Origin of the sequence: Stutzerimonas nosocomialis (assembly GCF_005876855.1) — a bacterium.
GTDB classification, from domain to species: Bacteria; Pseudomonadota; Gammaproteobacteria; order Pseudomonadales; family Pseudomonadaceae; genus Stutzerimonas; species Stutzerimonas nosocomialis.
Genome location: NZ_QLAE01000011.1, coordinates 12,855 through 39,735 on the forward strand (window position 1 = coordinate 12,855; position 26,881 = coordinate 39,735).

At 67.6% G+C, this 26,881-nt stretch carries 28 protein-coding genes; 15 read left to right on the forward strand and 13 right to left on the reverse strand.

Features of this window, described 5'->3' with window-relative positions; translation table 11 throughout:
* Positions 1 to 2 precede the first annotated feature (2 nt).
* Entirely contained in the window at positions 3 to 1,496 is a 1,494-nt protein-coding gene (locus DN824_RS08965) for a YifB family Mg chelatase-like AAA ATPase (protein WP_138408018.1), read from the reverse strand.
* A gap of 32 nt (positions 1,497 to 1,528) precedes the next feature.
* A complete protein-coding gene (locus DN824_RS08970) occupies positions 1,529 to 1,792 on the reverse strand; it encodes an accessory factor UbiK family protein (RefSeq protein WP_138408019.1) in 264 nt (87 codons plus the stop codon).
* Positions 1,793 to 2,183: 391 nt separating this feature from the next.
* Here DN824_RS08970 and glnK point away from each other — a divergent pair, with 391 nt between their 5' ends.
* From glnK to sutA, 5 genes are all read left to right on the forward strand, one after another.
* Entirely contained in the window at positions 2,184 to 2,522 is a 339-nt protein-coding gene (gene glnK / locus DN824_RS08975; protein WP_003096476.1) for a P-II family nitrogen regulator, read from the forward strand.
* A 37-nt stretch (positions 2,523 to 2,559) separates the two neighbouring features.
* Positions 2,560 to 3,876: an ammonium transporter gene (locus DN824_RS08980; protein WP_138408020.1), complete on the forward strand. Its 1,317-nt coding sequence runs from the start codon at positions 2,560 to 2,562 to the stop codon at positions 3,874 to 3,876.
* Positions 3,877 to 3,992: 116 nt separating this feature from the next.
* On the forward strand, positions 3,993 to 5,246 hold the full coding sequence (locus DN824_RS08985; protein WP_138408021.1) for an ammonium transporter: 1,254 nt from the start codon (positions 3,993 to 3,995) through the stop codon (positions 5,244 to 5,246).
* A gap of 98 nt (positions 5,247 to 5,344) precedes the next feature.
* Complete coding sequence (locus tag DN824_RS08990; RefSeq protein ID WP_138408022.1) at positions 5,345 to 5,770, forward strand: secondary thiamine-phosphate synthase enzyme YjbQ; 426 nt, start codon at positions 5,345 to 5,347, stop codon at positions 5,768 to 5,770.
* A 75-nt stretch (positions 5,771 to 5,845) separates the two neighbouring features.
* On the forward strand, positions 5,846 to 6,175 hold the full coding sequence (gene sutA / locus DN824_RS08995) for a transcriptional regulator SutA (RefSeq protein ID WP_138408023.1): 330 nt from the start codon (positions 5,846 to 5,848) through the stop codon (positions 6,173 to 6,175).
* A gap of 51 nt (positions 6,176 to 6,226) precedes the next feature.
* Here sutA and DN824_RS09000 read toward each other — a convergent pair whose 3' ends face one another.
* The 6 genes from DN824_RS09000 to lptM all read right to left on the reverse strand — a co-directional run bounded on the left by DN824_RS09000 (position 6,227) and on the right by lptM (position 10,882).
* Complete coding sequence (locus tag DN824_RS09000; RefSeq protein ID WP_138408024.1) at positions 6,227 to 6,928, reverse strand: HAD family hydrolase; 702 nt, start codon at positions 6,926 to 6,928, stop codon at positions 6,227 to 6,229.
* Between the two features lie 37 nt (positions 6,929 to 6,965).
* Complete coding sequence (gene xerC / locus DN824_RS09005) at positions 6,966 to 7,874, reverse strand: tyrosine recombinase XerC (protein ID WP_138408025.1); 909 nt, start codon at positions 7,872 to 7,874, stop codon at positions 6,966 to 6,968.
* 68 nt (positions 7,875 to 7,942) lie between these two features.
* Positions 7,943 to 8,647 (reverse strand): DUF484 family protein, encoded by a 705-nt coding sequence (locus DN824_RS09010; protein ID WP_138408026.1) that lies wholly within the window; start codon positions 8,645 to 8,647, stop codon positions 7,943 to 7,945.
* Positions 8,644 to 9,474: a diaminopimelate epimerase gene (dapF, locus tag DN824_RS09015; protein WP_138408027.1), complete on the reverse strand. Its 831-nt coding sequence runs from the start codon at positions 9,472 to 9,474 to the stop codon at positions 8,644 to 8,646. Before dapF ends, DN824_RS09010 begins: the two co-directional genes overlap by 4 nt.
* Before the next feature lie 10 nt (positions 9,475 to 9,484).
* The gene (gene lysA / locus DN824_RS09020) at positions 9,485 to 10,732 is read right to left on the reverse strand and encodes a diaminopimelate decarboxylase (protein ID WP_138408028.1); all 1,248 of its coding nucleotides are present in this window, start codon (positions 10,730 to 10,732) and stop codon (positions 9,485 to 9,487) included.
* A 12-nt stretch (positions 10,733 to 10,744) separates the two neighbouring features.
* Positions 10,745 to 10,882, reverse strand: coding sequence for an LPS translocon maturation chaperone LptM (gene lptM, locus DN824_RS09025; RefSeq protein ID WP_138408029.1), 138 nt, complete (start codon positions 10,880 to 10,882; stop codon positions 10,745 to 10,747).
* A gap of 189 nt (positions 10,883 to 11,071) precedes the next feature.
* On the opposite strand from lptM, the gene cyaY reads away from it, so the two are divergent.
* Entirely contained in the window at positions 11,072 to 11,407 is a 336-nt protein-coding gene (gene cyaY / locus DN824_RS09030; RefSeq protein WP_138408030.1) for an iron donor protein CyaY, read from the forward strand.
* A gap of 138 nt (positions 11,408 to 11,545) precedes the next feature.
* On the forward strand, positions 11,546 to 11,950 hold the full coding sequence (gene rnk / locus DN824_RS09035) for a nucleoside diphosphate kinase regulator (protein WP_138408031.1): 405 nt from the start codon (positions 11,546 to 11,548) through the stop codon (positions 11,948 to 11,950).
* 6 nt (positions 11,951 to 11,956) lie between these two features.
* Here rnk and DN824_RS09040 read toward each other — a convergent pair whose 3' ends face one another.
* From DN824_RS09040 to DN824_RS09050, 3 genes are all read right to left on the reverse strand, one after another.
* Positions 11,957 to 14,815, reverse strand: coding sequence for a class I adenylate cyclase (locus DN824_RS09040; RefSeq protein WP_138408134.1), 2,859 nt, complete (start codon positions 14,813 to 14,815; stop codon positions 11,957 to 11,959).
* Between the two features lie 141 nt (positions 14,816 to 14,956).
* A complete protein-coding gene (locus DN824_RS09045) occupies positions 14,957 to 15,202 on the reverse strand; it encodes a TIGR02647 family protein (RefSeq protein ID WP_138408032.1) in 246 nt (81 codons plus the stop codon).
* A 75-nt stretch (positions 15,203 to 15,277) separates the two neighbouring features.
* On the reverse strand, positions 15,278 to 15,550 hold the full coding sequence (locus DN824_RS09050; RefSeq protein WP_138408033.1) for a hypothetical protein: 273 nt from the start codon (positions 15,548 to 15,550) through the stop codon (positions 15,278 to 15,280).
* A gap of 277 nt (positions 15,551 to 15,827) precedes the next feature.
* Here DN824_RS09050 and DN824_RS09055 point away from each other — a divergent pair, with 277 nt between their 5' ends.
* Both DN824_RS09055 and DN824_RS09060 read left to right on the forward strand, forming a co-directional pair.
* Positions 15,828 to 17,264 (forward strand): MFS transporter, encoded by a 1,437-nt coding sequence (locus DN824_RS09055; RefSeq protein ID WP_158295317.1) that lies wholly within the window; start codon positions 15,828 to 15,830, stop codon positions 17,262 to 17,264.
* A 91-nt stretch (positions 17,265 to 17,355) separates the two neighbouring features.
* On the forward strand, positions 17,356 to 18,330 hold the full coding sequence (locus DN824_RS09060) for a magnesium transporter CorA family protein (RefSeq protein ID WP_138408035.1): 975 nt from the start codon (positions 17,356 to 17,358) through the stop codon (positions 18,328 to 18,330).
* Positions 18,331 to 18,342: 12 nt separating this feature from the next.
* On the opposite strand, the gene DN824_RS09065 is transcribed toward DN824_RS09060, so the two are convergent.
* Positions 18,343 to 18,870 (reverse strand): hypothetical protein, encoded by a 528-nt coding sequence (locus DN824_RS09065; protein ID WP_138408036.1) that lies wholly within the window; start codon positions 18,868 to 18,870, stop codon positions 18,343 to 18,345.
* Between the two features lie 131 nt (positions 18,871 to 19,001).
* Positions 19,002 to 20,396 carry an argininosuccinate lyase gene (argH, locus tag DN824_RS09070; RefSeq protein WP_138408037.1) on the reverse strand — a complete coding sequence of 465 codons (1,395 nt, stop codon included), beginning with the start codon at positions 20,394 to 20,396 and terminating at the stop codon, positions 19,002 to 19,004.
* Between the two features lie 217 nt (positions 20,397 to 20,613).
* Here argH and DN824_RS09075 point away from each other — a divergent pair, with 217 nt between their 5' ends.
* The 6 genes from DN824_RS09075 to DN824_RS09100 all read left to right on the forward strand — a co-directional run bounded on the left by DN824_RS09075 (position 20,614) and on the right by DN824_RS09100 (position 26,756).
* A complete protein-coding gene (locus DN824_RS09075) occupies positions 20,614 to 21,696 on the forward strand; it encodes a sensor histidine kinase (RefSeq protein WP_282096981.1) in 1,083 nt (360 codons plus the stop codon).
* Positions 21,693 to 22,439: a LytR/AlgR family response regulator transcription factor gene (locus DN824_RS09080; protein WP_138408038.1), complete on the forward strand. Its 747-nt coding sequence runs from the start codon at positions 21,693 to 21,695 to the stop codon at positions 22,437 to 22,439. The genes DN824_RS09075 and DN824_RS09080 overlap by 4 nt, the downstream gene beginning before the upstream one ends.
* Positions 22,440 to 22,617: 178 nt before the next feature.
* Entirely contained in the window at positions 22,618 to 23,556 is a 939-nt protein-coding gene (gene hemC, locus DN824_RS09085; protein WP_138408039.1) for a hydroxymethylbilane synthase, read from the forward strand.
* On the forward strand, positions 23,553 to 24,320 hold the full coding sequence (locus DN824_RS09090) for a uroporphyrinogen-III synthase (RefSeq protein WP_138408040.1): 768 nt from the start codon (positions 23,553 to 23,555) through the stop codon (positions 24,318 to 24,320). Before hemC ends, DN824_RS09090 begins: the two co-directional genes overlap by 4 nt.
* 16 nt (positions 24,321 to 24,336) lie before the next feature.
* The gene (locus tag DN824_RS09095) at positions 24,337 to 25,527 is read left to right on the forward strand and encodes a uroporphyrinogen-III C-methyltransferase (RefSeq protein WP_138408041.1); all 1,191 of its coding nucleotides are present in this window, start codon (positions 24,337 to 24,339) and stop codon (positions 25,525 to 25,527) included.
* On the forward strand, positions 25,524 to 26,756 hold the full coding sequence (locus DN824_RS09100) for a heme biosynthesis HemY N-terminal domain-containing protein (protein WP_138408042.1): 1,233 nt from the start codon (positions 25,524 to 25,526) through the stop codon (positions 26,754 to 26,756). The genes DN824_RS09095 and DN824_RS09100 overlap by 4 nt, the downstream gene beginning before the upstream one ends.
* The last annotated feature ends 125 nt before the right edge of the window (positions 26,757 to 26,881 follow it).

The following is a 26,881-nucleotide window of genomic DNA, read 5'->3' on the forward strand; positions in this document are numbered from 1 at the left end:
GTTCAGCTGCTGCCGGGGCGGTATTGCAGGGCTTCGGCGAGATGACTTCGGCCGATCGCCGGGACGGCCTCGAGGTCGGCCAGGGTGCGGGCGACCTTGAGGATCCGGTGGGCGGCCCGGAGCGACAGCCCGAGCCGTTCACTGGCGCGTTCGAGCCACTGCTGGTCCTCGGCCGTCAGGGCGCAGTGCTCGCGCAGGCCGGCCAGATCGAGAAAGGCGTTGGCGCACCCCTGCCGGGCCAGTTGCAGATGCCGCGCCGCGGCGACCTGCCTGGCCACCGTCTCGCTGCGTTCGGCGCTGACCGGAGGGGCATGCAGCGAGGTCGCTTCGCGCGCCACGGTCAGGTGCAGGTCGATGCGGTCGAGCAGCGGGCCGGAAAGTTTGCCGCGGTAGCGCTGGATCTGGTCGGCCGAGCAGCGGCAACGGCCGCTGGGGTCGCCCAGGTAGCCGCACGGGCAGGGGTTCATCGCCGCCACGAGCTGGAAACGCGCCGGGAAGCGCACCTTGTCGCGGGCGCGGGCGATCACGATATGGCCGCTTTCGAGCGGCTCTCGCAGCACTTCCAGGACCTTGCGATCGAATTCGGGGAGCTCGTCGAGAAAGAGCACGCCTTGGTGCGCCAGGGTGATCTCGCCGGGGCGCGGGCGGCTGCCGCCTCCGACCAGCGCGGGACCCGACGCACTATGATGGGGCTGGCGGAACGGGCGTTGCGGCCAGTGGGCCAGCGGCGACTGGCTGGCCACCGACTGGATGGCCGCCACCTCCAGCGCTTCCTGCTCGTCGAGCGGTGGCAGCAGGCCGGGAAGGCGGCTGGCCAGCAGCGTCTTGCCGGTGCCCGGCGGGCCGGAGAACAGCAGGTTGTGCGCGCCGGCGGCGGCTACCAGCAAGCCGCGCTTGGCGGCCAGCTGACCTTGCACGTCGGCGAGATCCGGATAGGGCAGCACCTGGCGCAGCAACCCCTGGGCTTCATAGGGCGCGATGGGCGTCTGGCCGCTGAAGTGAGCGGCGACTTCCAGCAGGTGATCGGCGGCGAACACCGTCAGGCCCGAAGCCAGGCTGGCTTCCTCGGCATTCGCCCGTGGCACCAGCAGCGCGCGTCCGGCCTGGCGCGCGGCAAGGGCGGCGGGCAACACGCCCTGAACCGGTCGAAGGGCGCCGGAAAGCGCGAGTTCGCCCAGGCATTCGACGGCCTCGAGCCCGGCCGCCGGTATCTGCGCGCTGGCGGCGAGGATGCCCAGCGCGATGGCCAGGTCGAAGCGGCCGCCGTCCTTGGGCAGGTCGGCGGGTGCGAGGTTGAGGGTGATGCGTCGGGCGGGGAAATCGAACCCCGAGGTGAGGATGGCGCTGCGTACGCGGTCCTTGCTTTCCTTGACCGCGGTTTCGGGCAGGCCGACCAGCGCCAGGGAGGGCAGGCCGTTGGCCAGGTGCGCTTCCACCGTGACGGTGGGCGCCTCGACGCCGATCTGGGCGCGGCTGTGAACAATTGCCAGGGACATCCGATCACTCCTTGATCGTCATGCCGCCTCGTCTATTCGGACGTTGGCGGCGTCATGCGTTCTTCCAGTTCCGCCACCTTGGCTTCCAGTGCCTCCAGGCGTGCGCGGGTGCGGGCGAGCACCACCATCTGGCTGTCGAATTCTTCGCGGCTGACGACGTCGAGCTTGCTCAGGGCGTTCTGCACCACGGCCTTGAACTGCGCCTCGAACTCACCGCGCGGCAGCGGATTTTCACCATTGAACAGGCGCGAGGCCTGCGAACCCAGAGCGTCGAGAAAAGCTTTTGGAGGCAGCATGTGGTGATTCCTGAGTGAGCCGATCCGCAGTGTAACACGCGTTTTTCGGCGGGCTGGCGCCTCCGCCTAAGCCCTGTTTTGGGGCGTGCCCGCTTGGCTGGGTGGTCGATATTGGTGCGTATACCGCTCGTCCGGCCTCTCGTGGTGAGGCCAAAAGGCGCGCCAGGCCTGCCAGGGCGGCGGTTGAAACAATCTGGCACTGTTTCTGCTTTAGCGGTTGTGACGCATGCACCATGCAGTCGCGGTGCAGGGCGAAAGGTTATTTGGAGCGGTTGGTGGTGTCGGATGCGCGCCTGGCTCACGTCGGCGCGTTACAACAGTCGGACACTCAGCTTAGACTTGATCCGGGTTCGTACTTCTGGGGCAAGTCCACCTAAACGGGAGAAGTTTCATGAAACTAGTCACTGCCATCATCAAGCCGTTCAAGCTGGACGACGTGCGTGAGTCGCTGTCCGAAATCGGCGTCCAGGGCATCACCGTCACCGAGGTCAAGGGCTTCGGTCGTCAGAAGGGCCACACCGAGCTGTACCGTGGAGCCGAATACGTCGTCGACTTCCTGCCGAAGGTGAAGATCGACGTGGCGATCGCCGATGATCAGCTCGACCGTGTCATCGAAGCCATCACCAAGGCCGCCAACACCGGCAAGATCGGCGACGGCAAGATCTTCGTCGTGAATCTCGAGCAAGCCATCCGTATCCGTACCGGCGAAACCGATACCGACGCGATTTAAGCAAACCCTGCGAACCCCCACGCCCCAGGAGTAAGACATGACTCTGCGAAGATTCGCAGGGCTAGGAGCCCTGTTGTCTCTGCTTAGCCCCGGCTTGGCCATGGCCCAGGAGGCAACGCTCGATTCGGGTGACACGGCCTGGATGATGACCGCCACCGCGCTGGTGCTGTTCATGACCATTCCAGGCCTGGCCCTGTTCTACGGCGGCATGGTCCGCTCCAAGAACATTCTCTCGGTGATGATGCAGTGCTTTGCCGTCACCGGCCTGATGAGCATCCTCTGGGTGGTCTACGGCTACAGCCTGGCGTTCGACACCACGGGCATGGAAGCGGGGGTCACCAACTTCAATTCCTTCGTCGGCGGTCTGGACCGTGCGTTTCTCAGCGGCCTGACCACCGACAGCCTCACCGAAGCCTTTCCTGAAAGCGTCTTCATCACCTTCCAGATGACCTTCGCCATCATCACGCCGGCGCTGATCGTCGGTGCCTTCGCCGAGCGCATGAAGTTCTCGGCGATGCTGGTGTTCATGGCCGTCTGGTTCACCCTGGTCTACGCGCCGATCGCCCATATGGTCTGGGGCGGCGACGGCGGCCTGATGTGGGACTGGGGCGTGCTGGACTTCGCCGGCGGCACCGTGGTGCACATCAATGCCGGTATCGCGGGCCTGGTGGCCTGCCTGGTGCTGGGCAAGCGCAAGGGCTACCCGACCACGCCGATGGCCCCGCACAACCTGGGCCTGACCCTGGTCGGCGCCGCCATGCTCTGGGTCGGCTGGTTCGGCTTCAACGCCGGCTCCGCCGTGGCCGCCAACGGTACCGCGGGCATGGCCATGCTGGTCACCCAGATCGCCACCGCGGCCGCCGCCCTGGGCTGGATGTTTGCCGAGTGGATGTCCCACGGCAAGCCCAGCGCCCTGGGCATCGCCTCGGGCGTGGTCGCCGGCCTGGTCGCCATCACTCCGGCTGCCGGAACCGTCGGCCCGATGGGTGCCCTGGCGATCGGCCTGGCGTCCGGCGTGATCTGCTTCTTCTGCGCGACCAGCCTCAAACGCAAGCTCGGCTACGACGACTCCCTGGACGCCTTCGGCGTGCATGGCGTCGGCGGCATCGTCGGCGCGCTGCTGACCGGCATCTTCGCGGCGCCGGCCTTCGGTGGCTTCGGCGAGGTGGAGAGCGTTGCGCTGCAACTCTGGATCCAGTTCAAGGGCGTGCTGTTCACGGTCGTGTACACCGCCATCGTCACCTTCGTGATCCTCAAGGTGATCGACAGCGTGATGGGACTTCGCGTCAGCGAAGAGGAAGAGACGGTCGGTCTCGATCTCGCCCAGCACAACGAGCGTGGATACAACCTTTAAGGCTTAGGGAGAGCGCCCGGAGCCAACCCGGGCGCGATGACAGACCTTCACAGGCGGCGCGTTCCCGGTGGCCTGTTGATCGAATAGCGCCTTGGCGCCACAGCAAGAGGTGAAACATGGATAGCACAGCTTTGATACCCGTCCAGTACGGACTCGATACCCTTTACTTCGTCCTCTGTGGCGCGCTGGTGATGTGGATGGCGGCCGGCTTCGCCATGCTCGAATCGGGTCTGGTCCGGGCCAAGAACACCGCCGAGATCCTGACCAAGAACATCGTGCTCTACGCGGTGGCCTCGATCATGTATCTGCTGATCGGCTACTACATCATGTACTCGAGCCCCGAGGGCGGCATCCTGCCGAGCCTGGGCTTCCTGATCGGCGACGAGAACGCGGTCGACGTGGTCGCCGCCGGTGGCGAGGACGCGCCCTACTACTCGGCCCGCGCGGACTTCTTCTTCCAGATCGTCTTCGCCGCGACCGCCATGTCGGTGGTCTCCGGTGCGGTGGCCGAGCGGATGAAGCTGTGGGCGTTCATCGCCTTCGCGGTGGTCATGACCGGCTTCATCTACCCGATCCAGGGCTTCTGGAAATGGGGCGGCGGCTTCCTCGACGCGGCCGGTTTCATGGACTTCGCAGGTTCCGGCATCGTGCACATGGCCGGTGCCACGGCTGCCCTGGCCGGCGTGCTGCTGCTCGGCCCGCGCAAGGGTCGCTACGGCCCGAACGGTCAGGTCAACGCCATCCCCGGCGCCAACATGCCGCTGGCCGCGCTCGGTACCTTCATCCTATGGCTGGGCTGGTTCGGCTTCAACGGCGGCTCGCAGCTGCGCGTCAGCACCCTCGAGGATGCCAACGCCGTCGCCCAGGTCTTCGTCAACACCAACATGGCCGCCGCCGGTGGCCTGATCGCGGCGCTGATCACCGCCCGCCTGCTGTTCGGCAAGTCCGACCTGACCATGATCCTCAACGGTGCGCTGGCTGGCCTGGTGGCCATCACCGCCGAGCCGCTGACCCCGAGCGCCCTGCAGGCCACGCTGATCGGTGGCGTGGGTGGCGTGCTGGTGGTGTTCAGCATCCTGGCGCTGGACAAGCTCAAGCTGGATGACCCGGTCGGCGCGATTTCGGTGCACGGCGTGGTCGGACTGTGGGGCGTGCTGGTGGTGCCGCTCACCAACGCCGAGGCCTCCTTTGGCGCGCAGCTGCTAGGCGCCGCCTCGATCTTCGCCTGGGTGTTCATCGCCAGCCTGATCGTCTGGTCCATCATCAAGATGGTCATGGGACTGCGGGTCAGCGAAGAGGAAGAGTACGAAGGCGTCGACATCGCCGAGTGTGGCCTGGAAGCCTATCCGGAGTTCACCAACAAAAAGTGATCGTCGCGGTCATAACGAGGGCGCCTACGGGCGCCCTTTGTTTTTTCCGGCGCCGCGCTAGAATGCGCGCCCAGTAGCTCTCGGGGTGGATGACCGGCATGTGGCACCAGACGACGATCAGCCTGCGGGCACGGCCGCGAGGCTTCCATCTGATCACCGACGAACTGCTTGTTGCACTGCCGGAACTGCAACGATGTCGGGTCGGTCTGTTACACCTGTGGCTGCGGCACACCTCGGCGTCTCTGACGGTGAACGAGAATGCCGACGCCGCGGTGAGACGCGATTTCGAACGGTTCTTCAATCGCTTGGTGCCCCAGGGACAAAGCGGCTACGAACACGATTACGAGGGTCCGGACGACCTGCCGGCGCACTTCAAGTCCAGCCTGCTGGGTTGTCAGCTGAGTGTGCCGGTGGCCGACGGGCGCCTGGCCCTCGGGACCTGGCAGGGCCTGTATCTGGGCGAACACCGTGACCATGGCGGTTCGCGACAGATAGTGGCCACCCTGCAGGGCATGGAGCGTTGAAACTTTTTGGGCGGAGCGGACTTCCGCGATCGCTGGGCTATAACTTACCTGCTTTGGCAAGCCATGAGGTTGAACATGAGCGATGAAGAACTCGAACAGGACGACGTTGAACTCGAAGAGGACGAGGACAGCGAAGAGCTGAGCGCTGCCGACACCGACGCCGACGACGGGGCCGATGACGAAGGCACCGACAGCGAGCGTGCGACGCCGACGAAGAAGAAGGCCAAGGCCGCCGAGCCGGACGAGCTGCCCAGCCTCGAGGCCAAGCAGAAGGAACGTGAAGCGCTGGAACGCGCCATGCAGGAGTTCCTGGCGCGCGGCGGCAAGGTGCAGGAAGTCGAGCCGAACGTCGTGGCCGATCCGCCCAAGAAGCCGGACAGCAAGTACGGTAGCCGCCCTATCTAGTGGATACCCATGAAAAAGCCCGCCGTCTGGCGGGCTTTTTCATCTGTGCGCTCAGGCCTGGCTCCAGCGCTGCAGCACGGCGGGCAGTTGCGCGAGGCTGCGGATCTCGGCGTCCGGCTGGCGCGCCTGGTCCCAGGGCAGCGCCGTGGGGTTGAACCAGATCGCGCGCATGCCGGCCTGTTGTGCGCCGCCGATGTCGTCACTCGGGTGGTCGCCGACATGCACCGCCTGGCCTGCCTCCACGCCGGCGCGGGCAAGCGCCTCGCGAAAAGGCCTGGGGTCGGGCTTGCCGACGCCGAGCTCTTCGGCGCAGAGGGCGAAGCGAAAGTAGTCGGCCAGACCCAGGCGGCGGACGTCGGCGTTGCCGTTGGTGAGCACGCCCAGCATGTAGCGTCCCGCCAGCCGCTCGAGGGTTTCGTGAACGTCGGGGAACAGCTCCACCGCATGCCGGGCTTCGAGAAATACCTGGAAGCCGCGCTCGGCCAGCGCCTGCGCCTCATCGTCGGGATAGCCGGCCTCGGCCAGCGCGTGGAACAGGATGCGTCGGCGCAATTCGCTCAGGCGGTGCTTCAGGCCGGGGTCGGCGTCGGTCAGGCGGCTGCGGATCGCCCACAGGTGCTCGGGGGAAAAGGTCCCCAGGCGCGGCGCCTGTTCGGTCAGCCAGTTGCGCAGCGTGGTCTCCGCGCTGCGCATCACGGGGGCGACGTCCCAAAGCGTGTCGTCGAGGTCGAAGGTGATCAGGCGAATACTCATCTCGGCTCCGGAAAAGCGCTGCGAGGGCAGGGCGGGCTCAGGATTCCTCGCCGCGCGGCCTGCGCTTGGCGCGGGGGTGCGCCTGGTCATAGACCTTGGCCAGGTGCTGGAAATCCAGGTGGGTGTAGATCTGCGTGGTGCCGATGTCGGCGTGGCCGAGCAGCTCCTGGACCGAGCGAAGGTCCTGGGAGGACTCCAGCAGGTGGCTGGCGAAGCTGTGGCGCAGCATGTGCGGATGCAGGTGCTGGCCGAGTTCGCGCACGCCGGCCTCGCGAACGCGCAGCTGCACCGCCCGGGCGCCCAGGCGCCGTCCCTGCTTGCCGATAAACACCGCGCCGTCGGCCGGCGATGCCAGGGCGCGCAGCGGCAGCCAGGCCTCGAGCGCCTCGCGGGCCTTGCGTCCGACCGGCAGCACGCGCGCCTTACTGCCCTTGCCCAGCACGCGAACCAGCCCGGCCGGCAGATCGAGCTGATCGAGATCCAGCCCGACCAGTTCGGACAGGCGCAGCCCCGAGGAATAGAACAGCTCGAGCAGCGCCTGGTCGCGGCGGGCGATGAAGTCGTCTTCGATACCGCCGTCGAGCAGCTGCATCGCGCGGTCGGTGTCGAGCACGCGCGGCAGGCGCCGCTCGCCCTTGGGCGGGCTCAGCCCGGCGGCCGGATCATGGCTGCAGCGACCTTCCTGGTTGAGGTAGCGATACAAGCCGCGCACCGACGACAGGATGCGCGCGAGGCTGCGGCTCGACTGGCCCTTGCGATGCTGTTCGGCGATCAGCTGGCGCAGGTGGTTGGGCTTGAGCGACGACCAGTCCTTCAGCTGGGCGCGCTCGCAATGCCCGAGCACCTTGTGCAGGTCGCGCCGGTAGCCGTCCAGGGTGTGCGGGGACACCTGGCGCTCGCTGCGCAGGTGTTCGAGGTAGGCGTCAAGGTCAGCTGCAAGCGTCAAGCGTCAAGCTCCAAGTCAAAGCCGCCCGCCCGGCTGCGTGCCCGTGCCGCCTGGCGCTTTGGCGACCTTCAGCGTACCGAGCGCAGGGGCGTGGAGAAGCGGGGCAGTACGCGGATCAGGACCTCGGCGACGTAGCCGAGGAACAGCGTGCCGAGCGAACTCTTGTAGTGTTGAGGGTCCGGGCTGCCGATGGCCAGGATGCCCTGCTGCACGCCCTGCTGGGTGAGCGACACCACGGCCGCCGAGCCGATGCCGGCGCTTTCCTGTTCGCCGAACAGGTAGGCCAGCTCGTGGGGGCGCAACACGCCGCAGGTGGTCTTGCCGTCGCCGAGCAGGCCGCCGATGGCCTGGTGGGCTTCGGCCGCCGTGACGCTGCGGCCGACCGGTATCGGCGTCTCGCTGAACAGGATCAGGCTGACGAAGGGCACCTGGAATTCGTGCCGCAGGCTGTCGTCCACCGCACCGACGATCTCTTCCAGGCTGCTGGCGTCCAGCAGATCCAGCACCAGCCGACGGGTCTTGTCGAACAGCCGGTCGTTGTCGCGGGCGACGTCCATCAGTTGCGACAGCCGGTGGCGCATCTCGATGTTGCGCTCGCGCAACAGCTTGACCTGGCGCTCCACCAGCGAGACGGCATCGCCCCGGGCGTGGGGAATGCGCAGCTCGGCGATCAGCTCGTCGTAGTCGACGAAGAATTCCGGGTGTGCCCTGAGAAAAGCGGCGACCTGTTCCGGGTCGAGTTGCTCTGGCGGGTCCTGACGCTGGTCGGTCATAGGCGAACCTGTCCTTCATACACGCGAACGGCGGGGCCGGTCATCATAACCGGCTGTCCCGGACCTGCCCACTCGATGGACAGGCGGCCGCCGGGCAGCTCGAGCTGTACCGGGGACGTCATCCAGCCTCGGCTGATCGCCACCACGGCGGCGGCGCAGGCGCCGGTACCGCAGGCCTGGGTTTCCCCGGCGCCGCGTTCCCACACCCGCAGGCGTGCGCGCTGGCGGTCGATCACCTGCAGGAAACCGACGTTGACCCGCTGCGGAAAGCGCGGGTGGTGCTCGATCTTCGCGCCCAGGCCGTGGACCGGCGCGTTGTCCAGGTCCTCGACACGCAGCACCGCGTGGGGGTTGCCCATGGACACGGCCGAGAGTTCGACCGTCTGGCCATCGACGTCCAGCGTATAGCTCGGGGCTTCCTGGTCGGCGAGAAAGGGAATCTGTTCGGGAAGCGTGCGCGGCGGGCCCATGTCGACGCACACCTGGCCGTCGGGGCGAAGGTCGAGTTCGATGATGCCGCCCTTGGTCTCGACGCGAATCCGACGCTTCATGGTCAGGCGCTTGTCGAGCACGAAGCGGGCGAAACAGCGGGCGCCGTTGCCGCACTGCTCCACTTCCGACCCGTCGGAATTGAAGATGCGATAGCGGAAATCCACGTCCGGGTCCTGGGGCGGCTCGACCAGCAGCAACTGGTCGAAACCGATGCCGGTATGGCGGTCGCCCCACTGGCGGGCGTGCTTGGGCTGGATGTGCGCGTGCTGGCTGACCAGGTCGATGACCATGAAGTCGTTACCCAGTCCGTGCATCTTGGTAAAGCGCAAAAGCATCGTCGTGGCCTCAGGCAGGGAGCAGGCTTTCGCCCGCGTACAGCTCCTGCACGCTTTCGCGCCGGCGCACTTCGTGGACGTTCGTGCCGTCCACCAACACCTCGGCGGCGCGGCCGCGGGTGTTGTAGTTCGAGCTCATGACGAAGCCGTAGGCACCGGCCGAGCGCACCGCCAGCAGATCGCCCTCGGCGAGCGCCAGTTCGCGCTCCTTGGCCAGGAAGTCGCCGGTCTCGCAGATCGGCCCGACCAGGTCGTAGGTGCGTGTCTCGCCTTCGCGGGGCGTCACCGGCACCACGTCCATCCAGGCCTGGTACAGCGCCGGACGGATCAGGTCGTTCATCGCCGCATCGACGATGGCGAAATCCTTGTGCTCGGTGTGCTTGAGGTATTCCACGCGGGTCAGCAGCACGCCGGCATTGGCGACGATCGAGCGGCCCGGCTCGAACACCAGCGCCAGGTCGCGGCCTTCGATGCGCTTGCGCACCGCCTGGATGTAATCGCCGGCCAGCGGGGGCTGTTCGTCGCGGTAGCGCACGCCCAGGCCACCGCCCAGGTCCAGGTGGCGGATCCGGATGCCACTGGCGGCGAGGCGATCGATCAGCGCCAGGAGCCGGTCGAGGGCGTCGAGGAACGGCGGCAGGCTGGTCAGCTGCGAGCCGATGTGGCAATCGACGCCGATGACCTGCAGGTTCGGCAGCGCATGGGCGCGGGCGTAGACCGCCTCGGCGTCGACGATGGCGATGCCGAATTTGTTTTCCTTGAGCCCGGTCGAGATGTACGGGTGGGTGCCCGCATCGACGTCGGGATTGACCCGCAGCGAGACGGGCGCGACGACGCCGAGTTCGGCGGCCACTTCCTGCAGGCGCTCGAGCTCGTCGGTCGATTCGACGTTGAAGCAGTGCACGCCGACTTCCAGGGCGCGGCGCATGTCGTCACGGGTCTTGCCGACGCCGGAGAAGACGATGCGCTCGGGCTTGCCGCCGGCGGCCAGGACGCGCTCGAGTTCGCCGCGCGAGACGATGTCGAAGCCGGCATCGAGCCGGGCCAGCACGTTCAGCACGCCCAGGTTGGAGTTCGCCTTGACCGCGAAGCAGACCAGGTGCGGCACGCCTTCGAGGGCGTCGGCATAGGCCCGGTACTGGGCCTCGATGTGGGCGCGCGAATAGACGTAGGTGGGGGTGCCGAAGCGTTGCGCGAGAGCGGGCAGCGCCACGCCCTCCGCGAAGAGTTGACCGTCGCGGTACGAGAAGGCCTCCATGAATGCCTCCTCTTAGAGTTCGAAACGGTCTTTGGAACGCTCGTTGGCGGTGTCGCTGTCGGGTAGGTACAGCGGGCCTTTCTGGCCGCAGCCGCCGAGCGCGGCAGCCAGCACGACCAGGGAGAGCAGGGGAAGCAGTAGACGCTTCATGGGGTTTGAATCCTTGGAAAATCGATTGCCCGGAGTATACCCAGCACCCGGCGGATTGCCTATGTGAGCCGCCGATTGCCGCCGCCGGGGCGATCGCCTGCTGTCGGCCGGAGGATGCGGTGCTAAGCTCGGCGCCTTTGTCGGCGGCCAGAGCGGCCGTTGCTGCCTTCATCCTGCAGGAACACGACCATGAGCTTGAACGAAGCCCGCTACCATGACCTGATCGATGCCGCCCAACAGGAGGTCGAGGACGTCTTCGACGACAGCGACCTGGATGTCGATCTGGAAAATTCCGCCGGCGTGCTGACCGTCCGCTTCGATAACGGCACCCAGCTGATCCTCAGCCGCCAGCCGGCCCTGCTGCAGCTGTGGGTGGCCGCCCGTTCCGGCGGTTTCCACTTCGACTACGACGAAGCCGCCGGGCTCTGGATCTGCGACACCAGCGAGGAGCCGCTGGGCGAACTGCTCGAACGCGTGACCCGGGAGCAGAGCGGAGCGGAGCTGGATTTCGAAGCGCTGCGCTGATTCCCTCGGCGCTCGGCCGAGGGTGGCTTGATAATCTGCCGGGCTGTGTTAGGGTCCAGTCAGGTCTTCAAGAAACCCCGCCTTCGGGCGGGGTTTTTTATTTTTTCTGCCCGCACACCGTGGAGAGACAACCCGCCCATGAGCAGCGCACCGCCCATCACCCTGACCCACACCGACCTGCAGCGCCTGGAGCGCCTGCTGGACAGCCTCGATGACTACGGCCCCGCTGCCGAAGCGCTGGAGAAGGAGCTGGCGCGCGCGCAGATCTTGGACGGCAGCCAGCTGCCGCCCGGCGTGGTGACGATGAACTCGCGCGTCCACTGCCGCGAGGAGAGCAGCCACAAGGACTACCACCTGACCCTGGTCTATCCCCAGGATGCCGGCAAGGAGGGTACGGTCTCGGTGCTCGCGCCGGTGGGCACCGCCTTGCTCGGCTTGTCCGTCGGCCAGCACATCGACTGGGCGACGCCCAGCGGCAAGGTCCTCGCGCTCACCCTGCTCGACGTCGAGTACCAGCCCGAGGCGAACGCCTCGCGGCACTGAGCCGGCTCAGTACGGGTCGAGTGCCTGCTGCTCCAGCGCCTGGTTCAGCGCCGCTTCCAGGCGCGTCTTGTAGCGCAGGTACTGCACCGTCTGCGCCGGGCCGTCGCCGAGCATGCCCGACAGGTCCAGGTCGGTGATGTAGCAGGGATAGCGTTCCCGGGTGCGTCGCTGGGCAAGGATGTGGCGGGCCACGGTGGCGAACAGGTCCGGCCCGTATTCGAGTTCCGAGAATTCCCGGTGATTGCAGTAGAGGCTGACCTGCGTGCGGCCGCGGTCACCGGGCTCGATGATCGCCTGCACGTCGTAGAACGGGTCGCTGACCCGCGCCGGTGGTGCGCTGCGCCGTTCCAGGCGCAGCGGCAGGTCGCCCTGGGCCGGGAGGATCTGGTGATAGAGGATTTCCATGGTGGGTCCGCGACCGTTGTCGGTGAGCGGCTGCATGGCGTTGCGCCGGTACAGGATCGACTGCAGGAAGCGCTGCAGCGGCGTGAGCAACGTCAGTTCGTCCTTGAACGGCAGGTGCTGGCGCCATAGCGCGTTCAGTTCGTCGAGCACGCTGAGCTCGGCCTGTTCCCCGCGGATGCGATAGAACACCTGCAGGCAGTTCGGCTGGCCGGCCGGCAGGATCACGCCCAGGTCGTTGACCTCGTTGGCGTGGCGATCCAGGTGGATCGGGCTGTAGGCGGCGCGGCCCTCGCCCAGGTGGTCGAGCAGCGCCGGCAGGTCCGGCAGGCTGGCGTGGCGGACCTGGCCGGGGACCAGGTCTATCAGGTGATAGTGCTGGCGGACCTGCAGCAGGTAGCGGCTGTTGGGTGAGCTGGCGAGGCTCGCCTGGGCGTCGGCGAACAGTTCCTCGACCCGCCGGGCGATCAGCGGCGCGCGGTTGCGGCACAGGCAGCGCACGTGGAGCTCGGGCAGGGCGCCCTCGGCCGGCAGCGCATCGAGGTAGTCGCGCAGGCAGTCGAGCAGCGCGTCGGTGCCGTCGTAGCGGCTGACCATCAGCTCGTTCCAGCTGTTGAGGGTGAGCTGGTCGATCGACACCACCAGGTTCTCGCGGGCGCCGGCATAGCCGAGCGAGTCGGTGCGGCCGGTCGCGATGTGCACGTTGAGCAGGCTGTGCTGGGGCAGCGGATCGACGCCGACGTTGATCAGCAGCAGCACCTTCTTCGGCACGCTGCTGGCCAGCAGCGCCTGCTCGGGCACGGTGCCCAGCGGGACGGGCAGCACCTGCTGGAGGCTGCCGAGCAGGCCCGAGAGCTCGGCTTCGCGCAGGTCGCTGTCGCCGGGATGCAGGGAGATGCGCGTGCCGCCGTCGATCACGCCGTTGCGGTGGCACCAGGCGAGCAGCGGGACCAGGTCGCGCGAGCGCTTGAGCGGCGCGTAGTTGCGCCATTCCAGGGCGTTGAGGTTGCCGCGCAGCAAAATCCACTGGCGGTCGCCGTCGCGGTCGGTGTGGAGCACCAGGGTCAGGCTTTCTTCGGCCATGTCCGGGGAGATGCCGGGGTTGATGAACTCCACCTTGCCGGCCTTGCGCTCGAAGGCGGCGTACAGGCGCCGGCCGAGGATGCCCAGGTCGTGGCTGTCCATCGGGCTGACCACCTGCATCTGCCGGGCGAACTGCGAGAGGAAGCGGTAGCCGTAGGTCAGCTCGTTGACCAGCGCGCGACGCTCCAGGCTGACCTGGCCTTCCTTCCAGCGGCTGCGGCTGTCGAGCATCGCGAGCTGGCGCGCGTCCCAGCCCCACTCCTCGGTGAGGCGCTCGAGCAGCAGGCGCTGCCAGCTCTTGCGGCGGTTGCGCGGCGGGCGGCTGAGCGGCTTGTTGACCTTGATGTAGAGGCAGCGGCGGATCAGTTCGAGGCGCTGCTGATCGCCACGGTCCCTGAGGTATTCCTCCAGCCGGCGGTAGACCACGATGTAGGGGTCGAGCTCGTCGAGGTCCAGCCGGTTGGCGTAGACCGCCTGCTTGTAGCGCAGGGCGATGCATTGCACGTCCGGATGCTCGCTGGCGTAGACCTCGGTCAGCAGCAGCTTGAGCACCGACTTGTAGGGCGACTCGATGCCCTTGTAGAGCTGCCACAGGCCCGCGCCGAGGAATTCGCCGGCGGGGATGTCGCCCAGGTGGCCCAGGTCCAGCACCTCGTCTGAGCGGATGAAGCGCTTGCGGATCAGCGTCTCCACGTAGAGGTCGTAGCGGTGCTCCTCGTAGGCCGGCACCAGCCACCACAGCGGCGTCCTGCCGCCCAGCCAGATCGCGGTGCGGTAGAACTCGTCGAGCAGCAGGTAGTGCTGGGTCGTGCCGCAGTCGTCCGAGGTCAGCGGGCCGGCGCCGCGGCCCTGGGTGAAGCGCGCCGGGTCGATCAGGAAGAAATGCGCCTCGGTGCCCTGGGTCGCGGCCCAGGCTTCGAGCAGATCGCACTTGCGCCGCAGCTCCCCGAGGGCGGCGGGGTCGAGGTCGGGCTGGTGGCAGACCCAGACGTCCAGGTCGCTTTGCTCGTTCTGCGCCACGGTCCCCAGGCTGCCCATCAGGAACAGGCCGTGGATCGCCTCGTTGCGCTGGCCCCGGTGGGGCTTGTGGCTGAACGAGCGGCTCAGGCGCTGCGCCTCGGCGATCAGCCGGGCGTCGGGCTTGAAGCCGCTGAGCCCGCAGGGCGTGGCGTTGGAGACGTAGCCCGGGAGGATCGGGTGATTGGTATCGAACAGCAGCGGCAACAGCGTGAGCACCTGCTGCTGGCGCGGCGACATGGCCTGCCGGGTGCGCTCCAGACGGCCGTCGTTGACGCTCAAAAAGCGTGTCCGCAGCAGGGACAGGTCTTTGCGGTCGATCCCTTCGTCGAGGTCGGTTCGGATTTCCTGGGGGCGGCTCATCGGATAATTCGGCCAGTTCAGCATCATGGGTATCAGCTACCTGATCGGCGCGAACCGGCGAGCCTTTAGCTCGGGTCTCGCGCCGGTCAGTGCCGGGGCGGCAAGGGGAGGGGAGCGCGCCGCCCTCGGGGCGGGTCGGATTCAGGCGGTTCGCGGTCCGGAAAGGATCGTCAGCAGCGTCTGCGCATGTTCGGCGGCATCACGTCCCAGGCTGGTCAGGTAGCCGCCGTCGGGTTGGCTGGTCAGGCCCTTGGCATGCAGCCGGCCGGTCGCGGCGATCATGTCCGGCGCGGCGTCGTGGTGCACCTTGAGCCCTTCCAGGGTGTTGTCCAGGTTGAACAGCGTGAGCATTTCCAGCTCGGCGACGAGTTCGGGGGTATAGGTCATTGGCTGCTCCTCGCGTGATGGGCCCGGGCCCGGTGGGGCAAGTGTAGTCGCGCTGGGCGGTTGCGCCCGGACGGCTCACGGCTCCTCGGGCAGATCGGGCAGGCGGCGCAGCGCCGCTTCGTAGCCGTCGCGATCGAAGGGACGGTCTTCGCGCAGCATCGCGGCGATCTCGGCGGCCAGCACCAGCGCCATCAGGTGCAGGATCTCGTCACGCTCGTAGCCCACCAGGGTGAGCTTGTTCAGCGTCGCCTTGGCGGCGGGTGGGTCGTCGGCCTCGAGCTGGTTCTCGATGGCCTGGATCAGGGTCTCTTCGGCGAAGGCCTCTTCGCCGTCATCTGCTTCGCTCATGGCTCGCTCCTCGGGGTGAGGGGCGAGTCTGCCACGAATGCAGCCATTCATGTCCGTGATGGATCGCCATGGCTGCGCTGAAAGGCCCGAGTCAGAGCCCTTCGGACGGCCATCGAGGGGTGCTGGAATCTGTTGTTACAGAGGCTCGCTTCAGGCGTTCGTCATCGCTGTGGCACAACCGAGACGGCGCGGCGCCCAGGCGTGCCGTGCCCGGAGACGAAGAATAACGACAACAGACGGTCCGGCTGCGGCCGTACGACGCTCTGCGGGAGGAACCATGACCCAGTCCGACGAGTTGAAGCGCTCCACCATAGTTCTCTACGGCTCCATCGGCATGCCGCTGGCCATCATCGGTTATCCCCTGGCCGTCTACCTGCCGCCGTTCTATGCCCAGGAGCTGGGCGCGAACATGGCGCTGATGGCGCTGGTACTGGTGCTGGCGCGCATCACCGATGTGATCACCGACCCCCTGATCGGCACCCTGAGCGACCGCTGGCAGACCCGCTTCGGGCGGCGCAAGCCCTGGCTGGTGATGGGGGTGCCGCTGATGCTGGTCGGTACCGTGCAGATCTTCATGCCGCCGGCCGGGGTGGGTGTCTGGCACCTGTTGCTGTGGACGATGGTGATGTACCTGGGCTGGACCATGGTCACGCTGCCCTACAGCGCCTGGGGCGCGGAGCTGTCCACCGCTTACCACCAGCGCAGCCGGGTGACGGCCTCGCGCGAGGCCTACGTGTTGATCGGCCTGTTTCTCGCCGCGCTGGCGCCCGCCATCGTGCAGGCGTTCGGGCGCCGCTTCGAGGCGGGCGATACCGACGGCGCGCTGATGCAGGCGATGGTCTGGCTGCTGGGGCGCGACGGCCAGTTCGGCATCGGCTACGGGCCGATCCTGGCGTCGATGGCCTGGTTGCTGATCCTGCTGCTGCCGCTGACCGTGCTGCTGGTGGTGACCCGCGTGCGGGAGGCGCCGCCGCGTACCGTCAAGCGCACCGACTGGCGCCAGGGGCTGCGGGTGCTGAAGAAGAACGGGCCGTTCAAGATCATGATGCTGGTGCTGCTGATCGTGATCACCGGCGAGGCCTTCCGCAACGCGCTGTCGGTGTTCTTCATGCAGCACGTGATCCAGATCCAGGCGCAGATCGGCCTGATGTACCTGATCTACTTCGGGGTCGGCATCCTCGGCATCCCGTTCTGGCTCAGCCTCGGTCGTCGCATCGGCAAGCACCGTGCCTTCTGCGTCGCGGTGCTGGTGTCCAGCGTGAGCATCATCGGCATGTTCTTCCTCGAGGCGGGCCAGCTGGTGCCCTTCGCGGTGATGTTCGCCCTCAAGGGGTTCTGTTTCGCCGCCTTCCAGTTCCTGCCGCTGTCGATGCTGGCCGACATCATCGACCTGGACACCGCCCGCAGTCGCGAGCACCGTGCCGGGCTGTTCTTCGCCATGTCGGGCATCGCACACAAGCTGGCCATGGCGCTGGGCCTGGGGCTGTCGCTGGGGCTGCTGGCGCTGGTCGGCTTCGATGCGACCGCGCAGAACGACGCGACTCATCTGCTGGCGCTGCGGGTGCTCTATATCCTCGGGCCGGTGGCGCTCTACATGCTGGCGTTCTTCATCGCCTGGAACTACCCGCTGACCGCCGCGCGCCAGGCGCGCATTCGCCACCGGCTGAACCGGCGCGAGCAGCGGCTCGGGGTCGTGGCGGGCGGCGCTTCGTGAGGGCGCCGCGCCACGCGGACTGAACGAAGCGGTTCGCGTTGCCTCTCAGGCTTGGACAACCTGTCGCGTCCACGCCTGGGAAGAGGCCCCCATGATCACCTGCTATCACGTCGTCAACGGTGTACTGAAAAGCCAGCCGATCGGCCCCGGCGAGCCACTGCCCGCCAGCTTTCTCTGGGTCGACCTGCTCGAACCCAGCCAGGAGGAAGAACAGCGGGTCGAAAGGGCGCTGGGCGTGGATATTCCCACCCGCGAGGAAATGGCCGAGATCGAGGACTCCTCGCGGTTGCGCGAGCAGGACGGTGCGCTGCTGATGACCTCGACCGTGGTCAGCGGCATCGGCGCGCAGCGGCCCTCGACCGCCGAGGTGACCTTCGTGCTGAGCGCCCAGTGGCTGGTGACGGTGCGCTACGCCGAGCTCGCCGCCTTCAGCGTCTTCGAAACCAAGAATGCGCATGGCCTGAACCAGCACGCGTCGCCCGACCTGCTGCTGGCGACCTTGCTCGACAGCATCGTCGATCGGATCGCCGACGTGCTGGAGATGATCCAGTCGCAGCTCAATTCGCTGTCGGAAAGCATCTTCAGCGATGCGGCCGACGTGCGTCAGGGCAAGGCCGACCTGCAGCTGATCGTCAAGCATCTGGGCCGTCACAACAGCCTGCTGGGCAAGCTCAGCGGCAGCCTGCTGAGCATCACCCGCCAGCTCGGCTACGTGCGTCTGGGCGCCAGCGAATGGCTGCGCGAACCGGCGCGTATCGCGCTCAAGTCGGTGGAGCGCGACGTGCGCTCGCTGGGCGAGCACCAGGCGAAGATTTCCGGCGAAGTGACCTTCCTGCTCGACGCCACCCTCGGGCTGATCAACATCGAGCAGAACAGCATCATCAAGGTGTTCTCCATCGCCGCCGTGCTGTTCCTGCCGCCGACGCTGCTCGGCACGGTCTACGGGATGAACTTCGACCACATGCCCGAGCTGCACTGGGCCTATGGCTACCCGCTGGCGCTGGCGATGATGGTCGCCTCGGCGGCGGCGTCCTATGCCTGGTTCAAGTTCAAGAACTGGCTCTGAGTCGCCGCGCCTTCAGCCGACCAGCGCCAGGCCCAGGCAGAGCAGGCCGAACGCCGCCCATACGAACGAGAAGATGATGGGGGTGCGCAGCGAGAACAGCAGCGTTCGCTTGTAGCGTTCCCCGCCGGGCGGGCTGTTACCCTCGCCGAACAGCGCCGATTCGTTGTTGGGCAGCAGGCCGGCGCGGCCTTCGATCTGCAGCAGCTCGGCCTGTTTCTGGTGCCAGCGCTCGATCACCTCGAAATTGGAACGGATGCCGGGCATCGCATGGAAGGACGTCATCAGCCCCAGCACCGCCAGGATCGAGGGCACCACCAGGCGAAACAGCTCGCCCCACTCGGGATTGCTGTTGGCCATCGACGAGGCGAAGGCGATCATCAGAAAGGACTGGGAGGCGAGGTAGGAGTTGGTCCGGTCGGCCAGCAGCGACGACTCGAAATGGATCTCCGAGCGGTAGAACAGCAGGCGCTCCTTGGGCGAGTCGAAGAGTTCGGCTCCCTGGGTGTCCTGGTTCAGCAGCAACGAGCGCAGGTCGGTCATGGCGGTAGCTAGGCAAAGGGCGATGCCCGTTGGGTGCCGCCGAGCGGGCCGAGTTCCCCATCTGCCGCGACCTGGCGCCGGGAGCGGGACCGGCGGCCTGCGCCGGTCCTCGATGCGCGGGTCGGTCGGCCTCAGCGCGAGGCGAGCAGTGCCCGGCCGCGGGCGACGGCGGCGCGAACCTGGGCCGGGGCGGTGCCGCCGATGTGGTCGCGGGCGTTGACCGAGCCTTCCAGGGTCAGTACGGCGAACACGTCTTCGCCGATCTGGTCGCTGAAACGGCGCAGTTCCTCGAGGCTCATCTCGGCCAGGTCCTTGCCCGAGTCGACGCCGTATTTCACCGCATGGCCGACGATCTCGTGGCAGTCGCGAAACGGCAGGCCCTTGCGTACCAGGTAGTCGGCCAGGTCCGTCGCGGTGGAGAAGCCGCGGCGGGCCGCCTCGCGCATGACCTCGCGCCTGGGCTTGATGGCCGGGACCATATCGGCGAAGGCGCGCAGCGAATCACGCAGGGTGTCGGCGGCGTCGAACAGCGGCTCCTTGTCTTCCTGGTTGTCCTTGTTGTACGCCAGCGGCTGGCCCTTCATCAGGGTCAGCAGGCCGGTGAGGGCGCCGAACACGCGGCCGGTCTTGCCGCGCACGAGTTCCGGCACGTCCGGGTTCTTCTTCTGCGGCATGATCGAGCTGCCGGTGCAGAAGCGGTCGGGCAGGTCGATGAACTGGAACTGCGCGCTGGTCCAGAGCACCAGCTCTTCGGAGAAGCGCGACAGGTGCATCATGGCGAGCGAGGCGGCGGCGCAGAATTCGATGGCGAAGTCTCGATCGGAAACGCCGTCCAGGGAGTTGCCGGAAACGGCTTCGAAACCGAGCAGCTCGCAGGTGATTTCCCGCTGGATCGGGTAGGTGGTGCCGGCCAGCGCGGCCGATCCGAGCGGCATGCGGTTGACCCGCTTGCGGCAGTCCAGCAGGCGCTCGTGGTCACGCGAGAGCATCTCGAACCAGGCCAGCAGGTGATGGCCGAAGGTCACCGGCTGGGCGGTCTGCAGGTGGGTGAAGCCCGGCATGATGGTATCGGCTTCGGCCTCGGCAAGGCCGAGCAGGCCTTCCTGCAGGCGGGTGAGTTCGGCGAGGATCAGGTCGATCTCGTCGCGCAGCCAGAGGCGGATGTCGGTGGCCACCTGGTCGTTGCGCGAACGGCCGGTGTGCAGCTTCTTGCCGGTCACACCGATGCGGTCGGTCAGGCGCGCCTCGATGTTCATGTGCACGTCTTCGAGGTCGACGCGCCAGTCGAACTGGCCGGCCTCGATCTCGCGCTGGATTTCGCTGAGCCCCGCCTCGATGGCGTCGCGCTCCTCGGCGGTCAGCACGCCGACTTTCGCCAGCATGGTGGCGTGGGCGATCGAGCCCATGATGTCGTGGCGGTAGAGGCGCTTGTCGAACTCGACGGAGGCGGTGAAACGGGCGACGAAGGTGTCGACGGGCTCGCTGAAACGGCCGCCCCAGGACTGGTTGGTCTTGTCGTTGCTCATGAAATGCGCTCGCTGAAATCTCGGGACCGGAAGAGGGGCACGATCATAGCAGGCTCGGGCGCGCTGCCGGATGCGCGGCTTCGCTCGGTTTTGCCGCGGCGTACACGTTCGCGCCGCCTGCGCCTCGCTAGACTCGCCGCGCACGGGCGTCGCCAGGCGCCTGCCTCATCCTCGCGGCCGATTGCTTTTGCAGGGCCGCCACGCGGAAACTCTGCGCATGCGAATGTCCTGGTTCAAACGGGCGAAACCGCCCGCTCCTTCCGACGATTTCTTCGTGCCGGAGCTGTGCCAGTCCGAGGCCTTGCTCGGGCTGGTGCTGCTGGCCGAGCTGATGGTGCTCGTGCTGGTGCTGGCCGAGCCGATGCAGCCCGGTTTCAACTGGGTGCGCCTGGCCCTGACCTCGCTCTTCGTGCAGTGGATCGTGCTGCTGTCGGCGGGCATGCTCTGCCAGCTGCGGCCGCTGCTGGCCCGGCTGAGCGCCTCGCTGGCCGGCGTGCTGTGCTGCCTGCTGGTGGTCGGCCTGACCCTGGCCTGTACCGCCGTGGCCGATATCTACCAGCTCGGCGGCCCGCTGCAGCGCGCCGGGGAGGTCAATCTGTACCTGCGCCACGCGCTGATCAGCCTGATCATGTCCGGGCTGCTGCTGCGCTATTTCTACCTGCAGAGCCAGTGGCGGCGCCAGGAACAGGCCGAGCTGCGGGCGCGCATCGAATCGTTGCAGGCACGCATCCGCCCGCACTTCCTGTTCAACAGCCTCAACAGCATCGCCAGCCTGGTGCCGGTCGATGCGCAGAAGGCCGAGCAGGCGGTGCTGGACCTCTCCGACCTGTTCCGCGCCAGCCTGGCCAGGCCCGGCACCCTGGTGCCCTGGCGCGATGAGCTGCTGCTGGCGCAGCGTTACCTGTCGATCGAGCAGTACCGGCTCGGCGAGCGCCTGCAGATGGACTGGCAGATCGACGAGGTGCCGGACGATCTGCCGATCCCGCAACTGACCCTGCAACCGCTGCTGGAGAACGCCCTGATCTACGGAATCCAGCCGCGCATCGAAGGCGGCCTGGTCTGCGTCGAGGCCCATTACCGCGACGGGGAGTTTTTCCTGCGGGTCAGCAACCCCTACGACGAAACCGCTCAAGCGCAGCCCTCCCGCGGGACCAATCAAGGCCTGCACAATATCGATGCACGTTTAGCGGCACTTTTCGGGCCGCACGCGAGTCTCAGCGTGGAGCGGCGTAACGGCCGCCACTACACCTGTCTACGCTATCCTTGTGCGAGACAAAAGCAGGAACCCAGAGCTATATGAATGTCCTGATTGTCGATGACGAACCTCTAGCGCGTGAGCGTCTCAGCCGACTGGTAGGTGAGCTCGACGGCTATCGCGTACTGGAGCCTGCCGCGAGCAATGGCGAGGAGGCTCTGACCCTGATCGATGACCTGCGGCCCGATGTCGTCTTGCTCGACATCCGGATGCCCGGCCTCGACGGTTTGCAGGTAGCCGCCAAACTCTGCGAACGAGATGCCCCGCCTGCGGTGATCTTCTGCACCGCCCATGATGAATTCGCGCTCGAAGCCTTCCAGGTCAGCGCCGTCGGCTACCTGGTCAAGCCGGTGCGCCAGGAGAACCTGGCCGAGGCCCTGCGCAAGGCCGAGCGACCCAACCGCGTCCAGCTCGCGGCCCTGACCCGCCCGGCCGCGGTGAGCGGTGCCGGTGCCCGCAGCCACATCAGCGCACGGACCCGCAAGGGCATCGAGCTGATCCCGCTGGAGCAGGTCATCTACTTCATCGCCGACCACAAGTACGTCACCCTGCGCCACGAAGGCGGCGAGGTGCTGCTCGATGAGCCGCTCAAGGCGCTCGAAGACGAGTTCGGTGACCGCTTCGTGCGTATCCACCGCAACGCGCTGGTCTACCGAGACCGCATCGAGCGGCTGCAGCGTACTCCTCTGGGGCACTTCCAGCTGTTCCTCAAGGGGCTCGAAGGCGAGGCGCTGACGGTGAGCCGGCGCCACGTCGCCGGGGTGCGCAAGCTGATGCAGAACCTTTGAGAAGCAGCTTGAAGCCTGAAGCTGGAAGCTGGAAGTAAAAGCGGAACGAGCCTGAAGGCGCTTCGGCGCCAACGCGCACCCTGATTCGCTTCCAGCTTCCTTCCTTGATCCCGGCCAGCCCAGTCCGCGCTTTGGGCCTGTTATCATCGGCTGCAGTTCATCTTCTCTGGAATTGCACATGCTTCGCGAAATCCGCATCGCCACGCGCAAGAGCGCGCTGGCTCTCTGGCAGGCCGAATACGTCAAGGCACGCCTGGAACAGGCGCACCCGGGCCTGAGCGTCAGCCTGGTGCCGATGGTCAGTCGCGGCGACAAGCTGCTGGACGCACCCCTGGCGAAAATCGGCGGCAAGGGCCTGTTCGTCAAGGAGCTGGAAACCGCGCTGCTGGAGAACGAAGCCGACATCGCCGTGCACTCCATGAAGGACGTGCCGATGGAGTTCCCCGAGGGCCTGGGCCTGTACTGCATCTGCGAGCGCGAAGACCCGCGCGACGCCTTCGTTTCCAACACCTACGAGAACCTCGACGCATTGCCGGCCGGCAGCGTGGTGGGCACGTCCAGCCTGCGCCGGCAGGCGCAGCTGCTGGCCCGGCGCCCCGATCTGAAGATCCAGTTCCTGCGCGGCAACGTCAACACCCGCCTGGCCAAGCTCGATGCCGGCGAATACGACGCCATCATCCTGGCCGCCGCCGGCCTGATCCGCCTGGGCTTCGCCGACCGCATCCGCTCGAGCATGAGCGTCGAAGACAGCCTGCCGGCGGGCGGGCAGGGCGCGGTCGGCATCGAGTGCCGCACCGCCGACCACGACATCCATGCCCTGCTCGGCCCGCTGCACCACGCCGCCACCGAGTGGAGGGTGCTCGCCGAGCGGGCGCTGAACCGTCACCTCAACGGCGGCTGCCAGGTGCCCATCGCCTGCTATGCGATTCTCGAAGGCGACCAGCTCTGGCTGCGTGGCCTGGTCGGTCAGCCTGACGGCAGCCTGCTGCTGCGCGCCGAAGACCGCGCGCCGGTGGCCGAGGCGCAGGCACTGGGCGTGCGGGTGGCCGATGCGCTGCTGGCCCAGGGCGCCCAGGACATCCTGAGCGCCATCTACGGCGAGGCCGGCGACGCGTGACCGGCTGGCGGCTGCTGCTGACCCGTCCCGCCGACGAGTGCGCGGCGCTGGCCGCCACGCTGGCCGAGCACGGCGTTCACAGCGCCAGCCTGCCGCTGCTGCAGATCGAGCCGCTGCCCGAGACCCCGGAGCAGCGCAGCCTCATCCTCGAACTCGACCGTTACGCCGCGGTGCTGGTGGTCAGCAAGCCGGCCGCACGGCTGGGCCTTGCGCTGATCGATCGCTACTGGCCGCAGCCCCCCTTCGACCAGCACTGGTTCAGCGTCGGCGCGGCGACCGGTGCATTGCTGGAGGACTACGGGCTGCGGGTCAGCTGGCCGGTGTCGGGCGACGACAGCGAAGCCTTGCTGGCGCTGCCCGCGCTTGCCGAGGCACTGTCGCGGCCCGCGCCCCGGGCGCTGATCCTGCGCGGCGAAGACGGCCGCGGGCTGATCGCCCAGACGCTGCGCGAGCGCGGTGTTCAGGTCGACAGCCTGGAACTCTATCGCCGCCGCCTGCCCGATCACCCGCCCGGCATTCTCGGCGAGCGGCTGCAGGCGGAACGCCTGAACGGCGTGGTGGTCAGCAGTGGGCAGGGCCTGCAATCGTTGCACGAGATTGCAGGCGCCCGCTGGCCGCTGACGCAGCCATTGTTCGTGCCCAGCCCGCGGGTCGCCTCGATGGCGCGCGAGCTGGGCGCCAGAGACGTCGTCGATTGCCGTGGCGCCAGTGCCGCGGCCCTGCTGGCGGCGTTGCGGGACACCCCCGTGCCGGCCGCTCCCTGATGCAAAGGATGGAAACGTGAGCGAAGCAGATCAGAAAGACCCGCAGAAACCCGAATCCGACAAGCCGATTCCGCCGGCCACCCCTGCGGCGCCCAGGCCCTCTGCGGCAAAACCGGCTGCACCAGCCCCGCGCGCCGGGCGATCGTCCAACACCATCGCGTCACTGGCGCTATTGGCTGGCCTGGCCGGCGTCGCGGTCGGTGGCTACAGCCTCTGGCAGCTCCAGCAGTACAGCCAGCAGCAGGAACAGCAGGTGCAGCAGCTGGGCGAACTGCAGCAGTCGGCGCAGCAGACCCAGCGTCTGGCCGAGCGTGAGCGGGAACTCGGGTCGCGTCTGCAACGGCTCGAGCGCCTGCCTTCGGCCGACGAGCTGGAAGAGCGTCACCGCCTGTTGAGCAACCTGCAGCGCGACCAGCAGCGTCTGTCCGGCCGTGTCGAGCAGGTCCTGGGCGCCAGCCGCGAGGAGTGGCGTCTGGCCGAGGCCGAACACCTGCTGCGGATGGCCATGCTGCGGCTGTCGGCGATGCAGGACGTGAACAGCGCCGAGGCGTTGCTGGAAGAGTCGGACATCATCCTGCGCGAGCAGAACGATCCGGCCGCCTATGCCGCGCGCCAGCAACTGCTCGAGGGCCTGGAAGCCTTGCGCAGCCTGCCCGAGCTCGACCGCACCGGGCTTTTCCTGCAGCTCGGCGCGCTGCGTGGCCAGAGCGCGCAACTGAATGCGCTGGCGCCCGAATTCGAGATGGGCGGCGAGGCGGCGGTCGGCACCGATGCGCCGCGCTGGCGGCAGTGGCTCGACGCGCTGACCCGCTACGTGCGCATCGACCTGGATGCCGAAAACGACGTCAAGCCGCTGCTGGCCGGACAGAGCCTCGGCCAGGTACGCCTGGCGCTGTCGCTGGCCATCGAGCAGGCGCAGTGGGCGGTGCTCAACGGCAACACCGAGGTCTATCGGCAGTCCCTCGAGCAGGCGAGCGCGCTGCTGCGGGGTCACTTCAGCGAGGAGAACGGCCAGGCCCGGGGGCTGCGCGAACGCATCGAGGCGCTGCGCGAGCGTCAGGTCGCGGTCGAGCTGCCGGACCTGGCGCCTGCCCTGAAGGCGCTGCAGGGCTATATCCGCAAGCGCGAGGCGCCCTCGCTCGAAGGCGAAGCCGGCCAGGCCCGGCAGCCGGCTGAACAGGCCGATGGCGAGGGGCAGGGACTATGAAACGCTACGCGCTGGTCCTGTTGCTGGTACTGGTCTGCCTCGGGGCGCTCGGCTGGGCCGTCAGCCAGAGCGCCGGCTATGTACTGATCACCTACGATCGCTTCCGCTACGAATCGACCTTCTGGATATTCCTCGCGCTGCTGGCCTGCCTGTGGTTGCTGGCGGTGCTGGTGCACTGGCTGCTGGGCCTGCTCTACGTCTCGGGTACGCTGGTCAATCCCTGGTCGCGCCGGCACCGCCAGCGGCGGGTCGAGCGGGCCTCGCAGAAGGGGCTGCGCGAGCTCGCCGAAGGGCAGTGGGGCCCCGCGCTGGAACACCTGCGCGCCGCCGCCGGGCATGACCGCAGGCCGCTCGTGCATTACCTGGGCGCCGCCCGCGCCGCCAACGAACTTGGCGACTACGCGCAGAGCGACGCGCTGCTGAGCGAGGCCCGGGAGCGCGAGCCCGACGCCGCCCTGGCCGTCGGCCTGACCCAGGCGCAGCTGCAGATCGCCCGGGGCGATTACGTGCAGGCGCGCGAGTCGCTGGCCCTGTTGCGCGAGCAGAAGCCGCGCCATCCACAGGTTTTGGCCTTGCTCCAGCAGCTGTACGTGCAGCTGGAGGAATGGCCCGAGCTGTGCCGCCTGCTGCCCGAACTGCGCAAGTACAAGGTCCTGCCCGTCGAGCGTCTCGATGAGCTGGAGCGTCTGGCCTGGGCGGCTGCGCTCGAACAGGCCGGTCAGCCCGCGCAGGCCCGGGACGAGGCCCTGCAGGCGCTCAACCAGCAGTGGCAGACGATGCCCAACGGTCTGCGTGGCGAACCGGCGCTGGTCGAGGTGTATGCCGCCGGCCTCGCCCGGCTGGGGGCCGAGGAAAAGGCCGAGGAGGTCCTGCAGGCCGCCATCCGCAAGCGCTTCGACGCACGCCTGGTGGAGCTCTACGGACAGGTCAGGGGCCGCGACGACGCGCGCCAGCTCGCCCAGGCCGAAGGCTGGCTGAAGGACCATCCCGACGATCCGGCGCTGCTGCTCGCCCTCGGGCGCCTGAGCGTGCGCAACGAGCTCTGGGGCAAGGCGCGCGATTATCTGGAGGCGAGCCTGCGTTTCGAATTCCGGCCACAGACCTGCGCCGAACTGGGGCGCCTGCTGGCGCGGCTGGGCGAGGTGGAGCGCAGCAACCAGCTGTTCCAGCAGGGGCTGGGGCTGGTCGAACGCAATCTGCCGGTCGCCGTGCCGGCGGCTCGCCCGTGAGTCATCGAGGTGTTCAAGGGGCCATCGGAGGTGGCCTCGCGGCAAAGGGTCGCGGTTGCAAGGCCCTGCAACATTGCGGAGCGATTTTTCGTCGGCCCCGGGTTGATGCTCCGATCGGGTCGGCA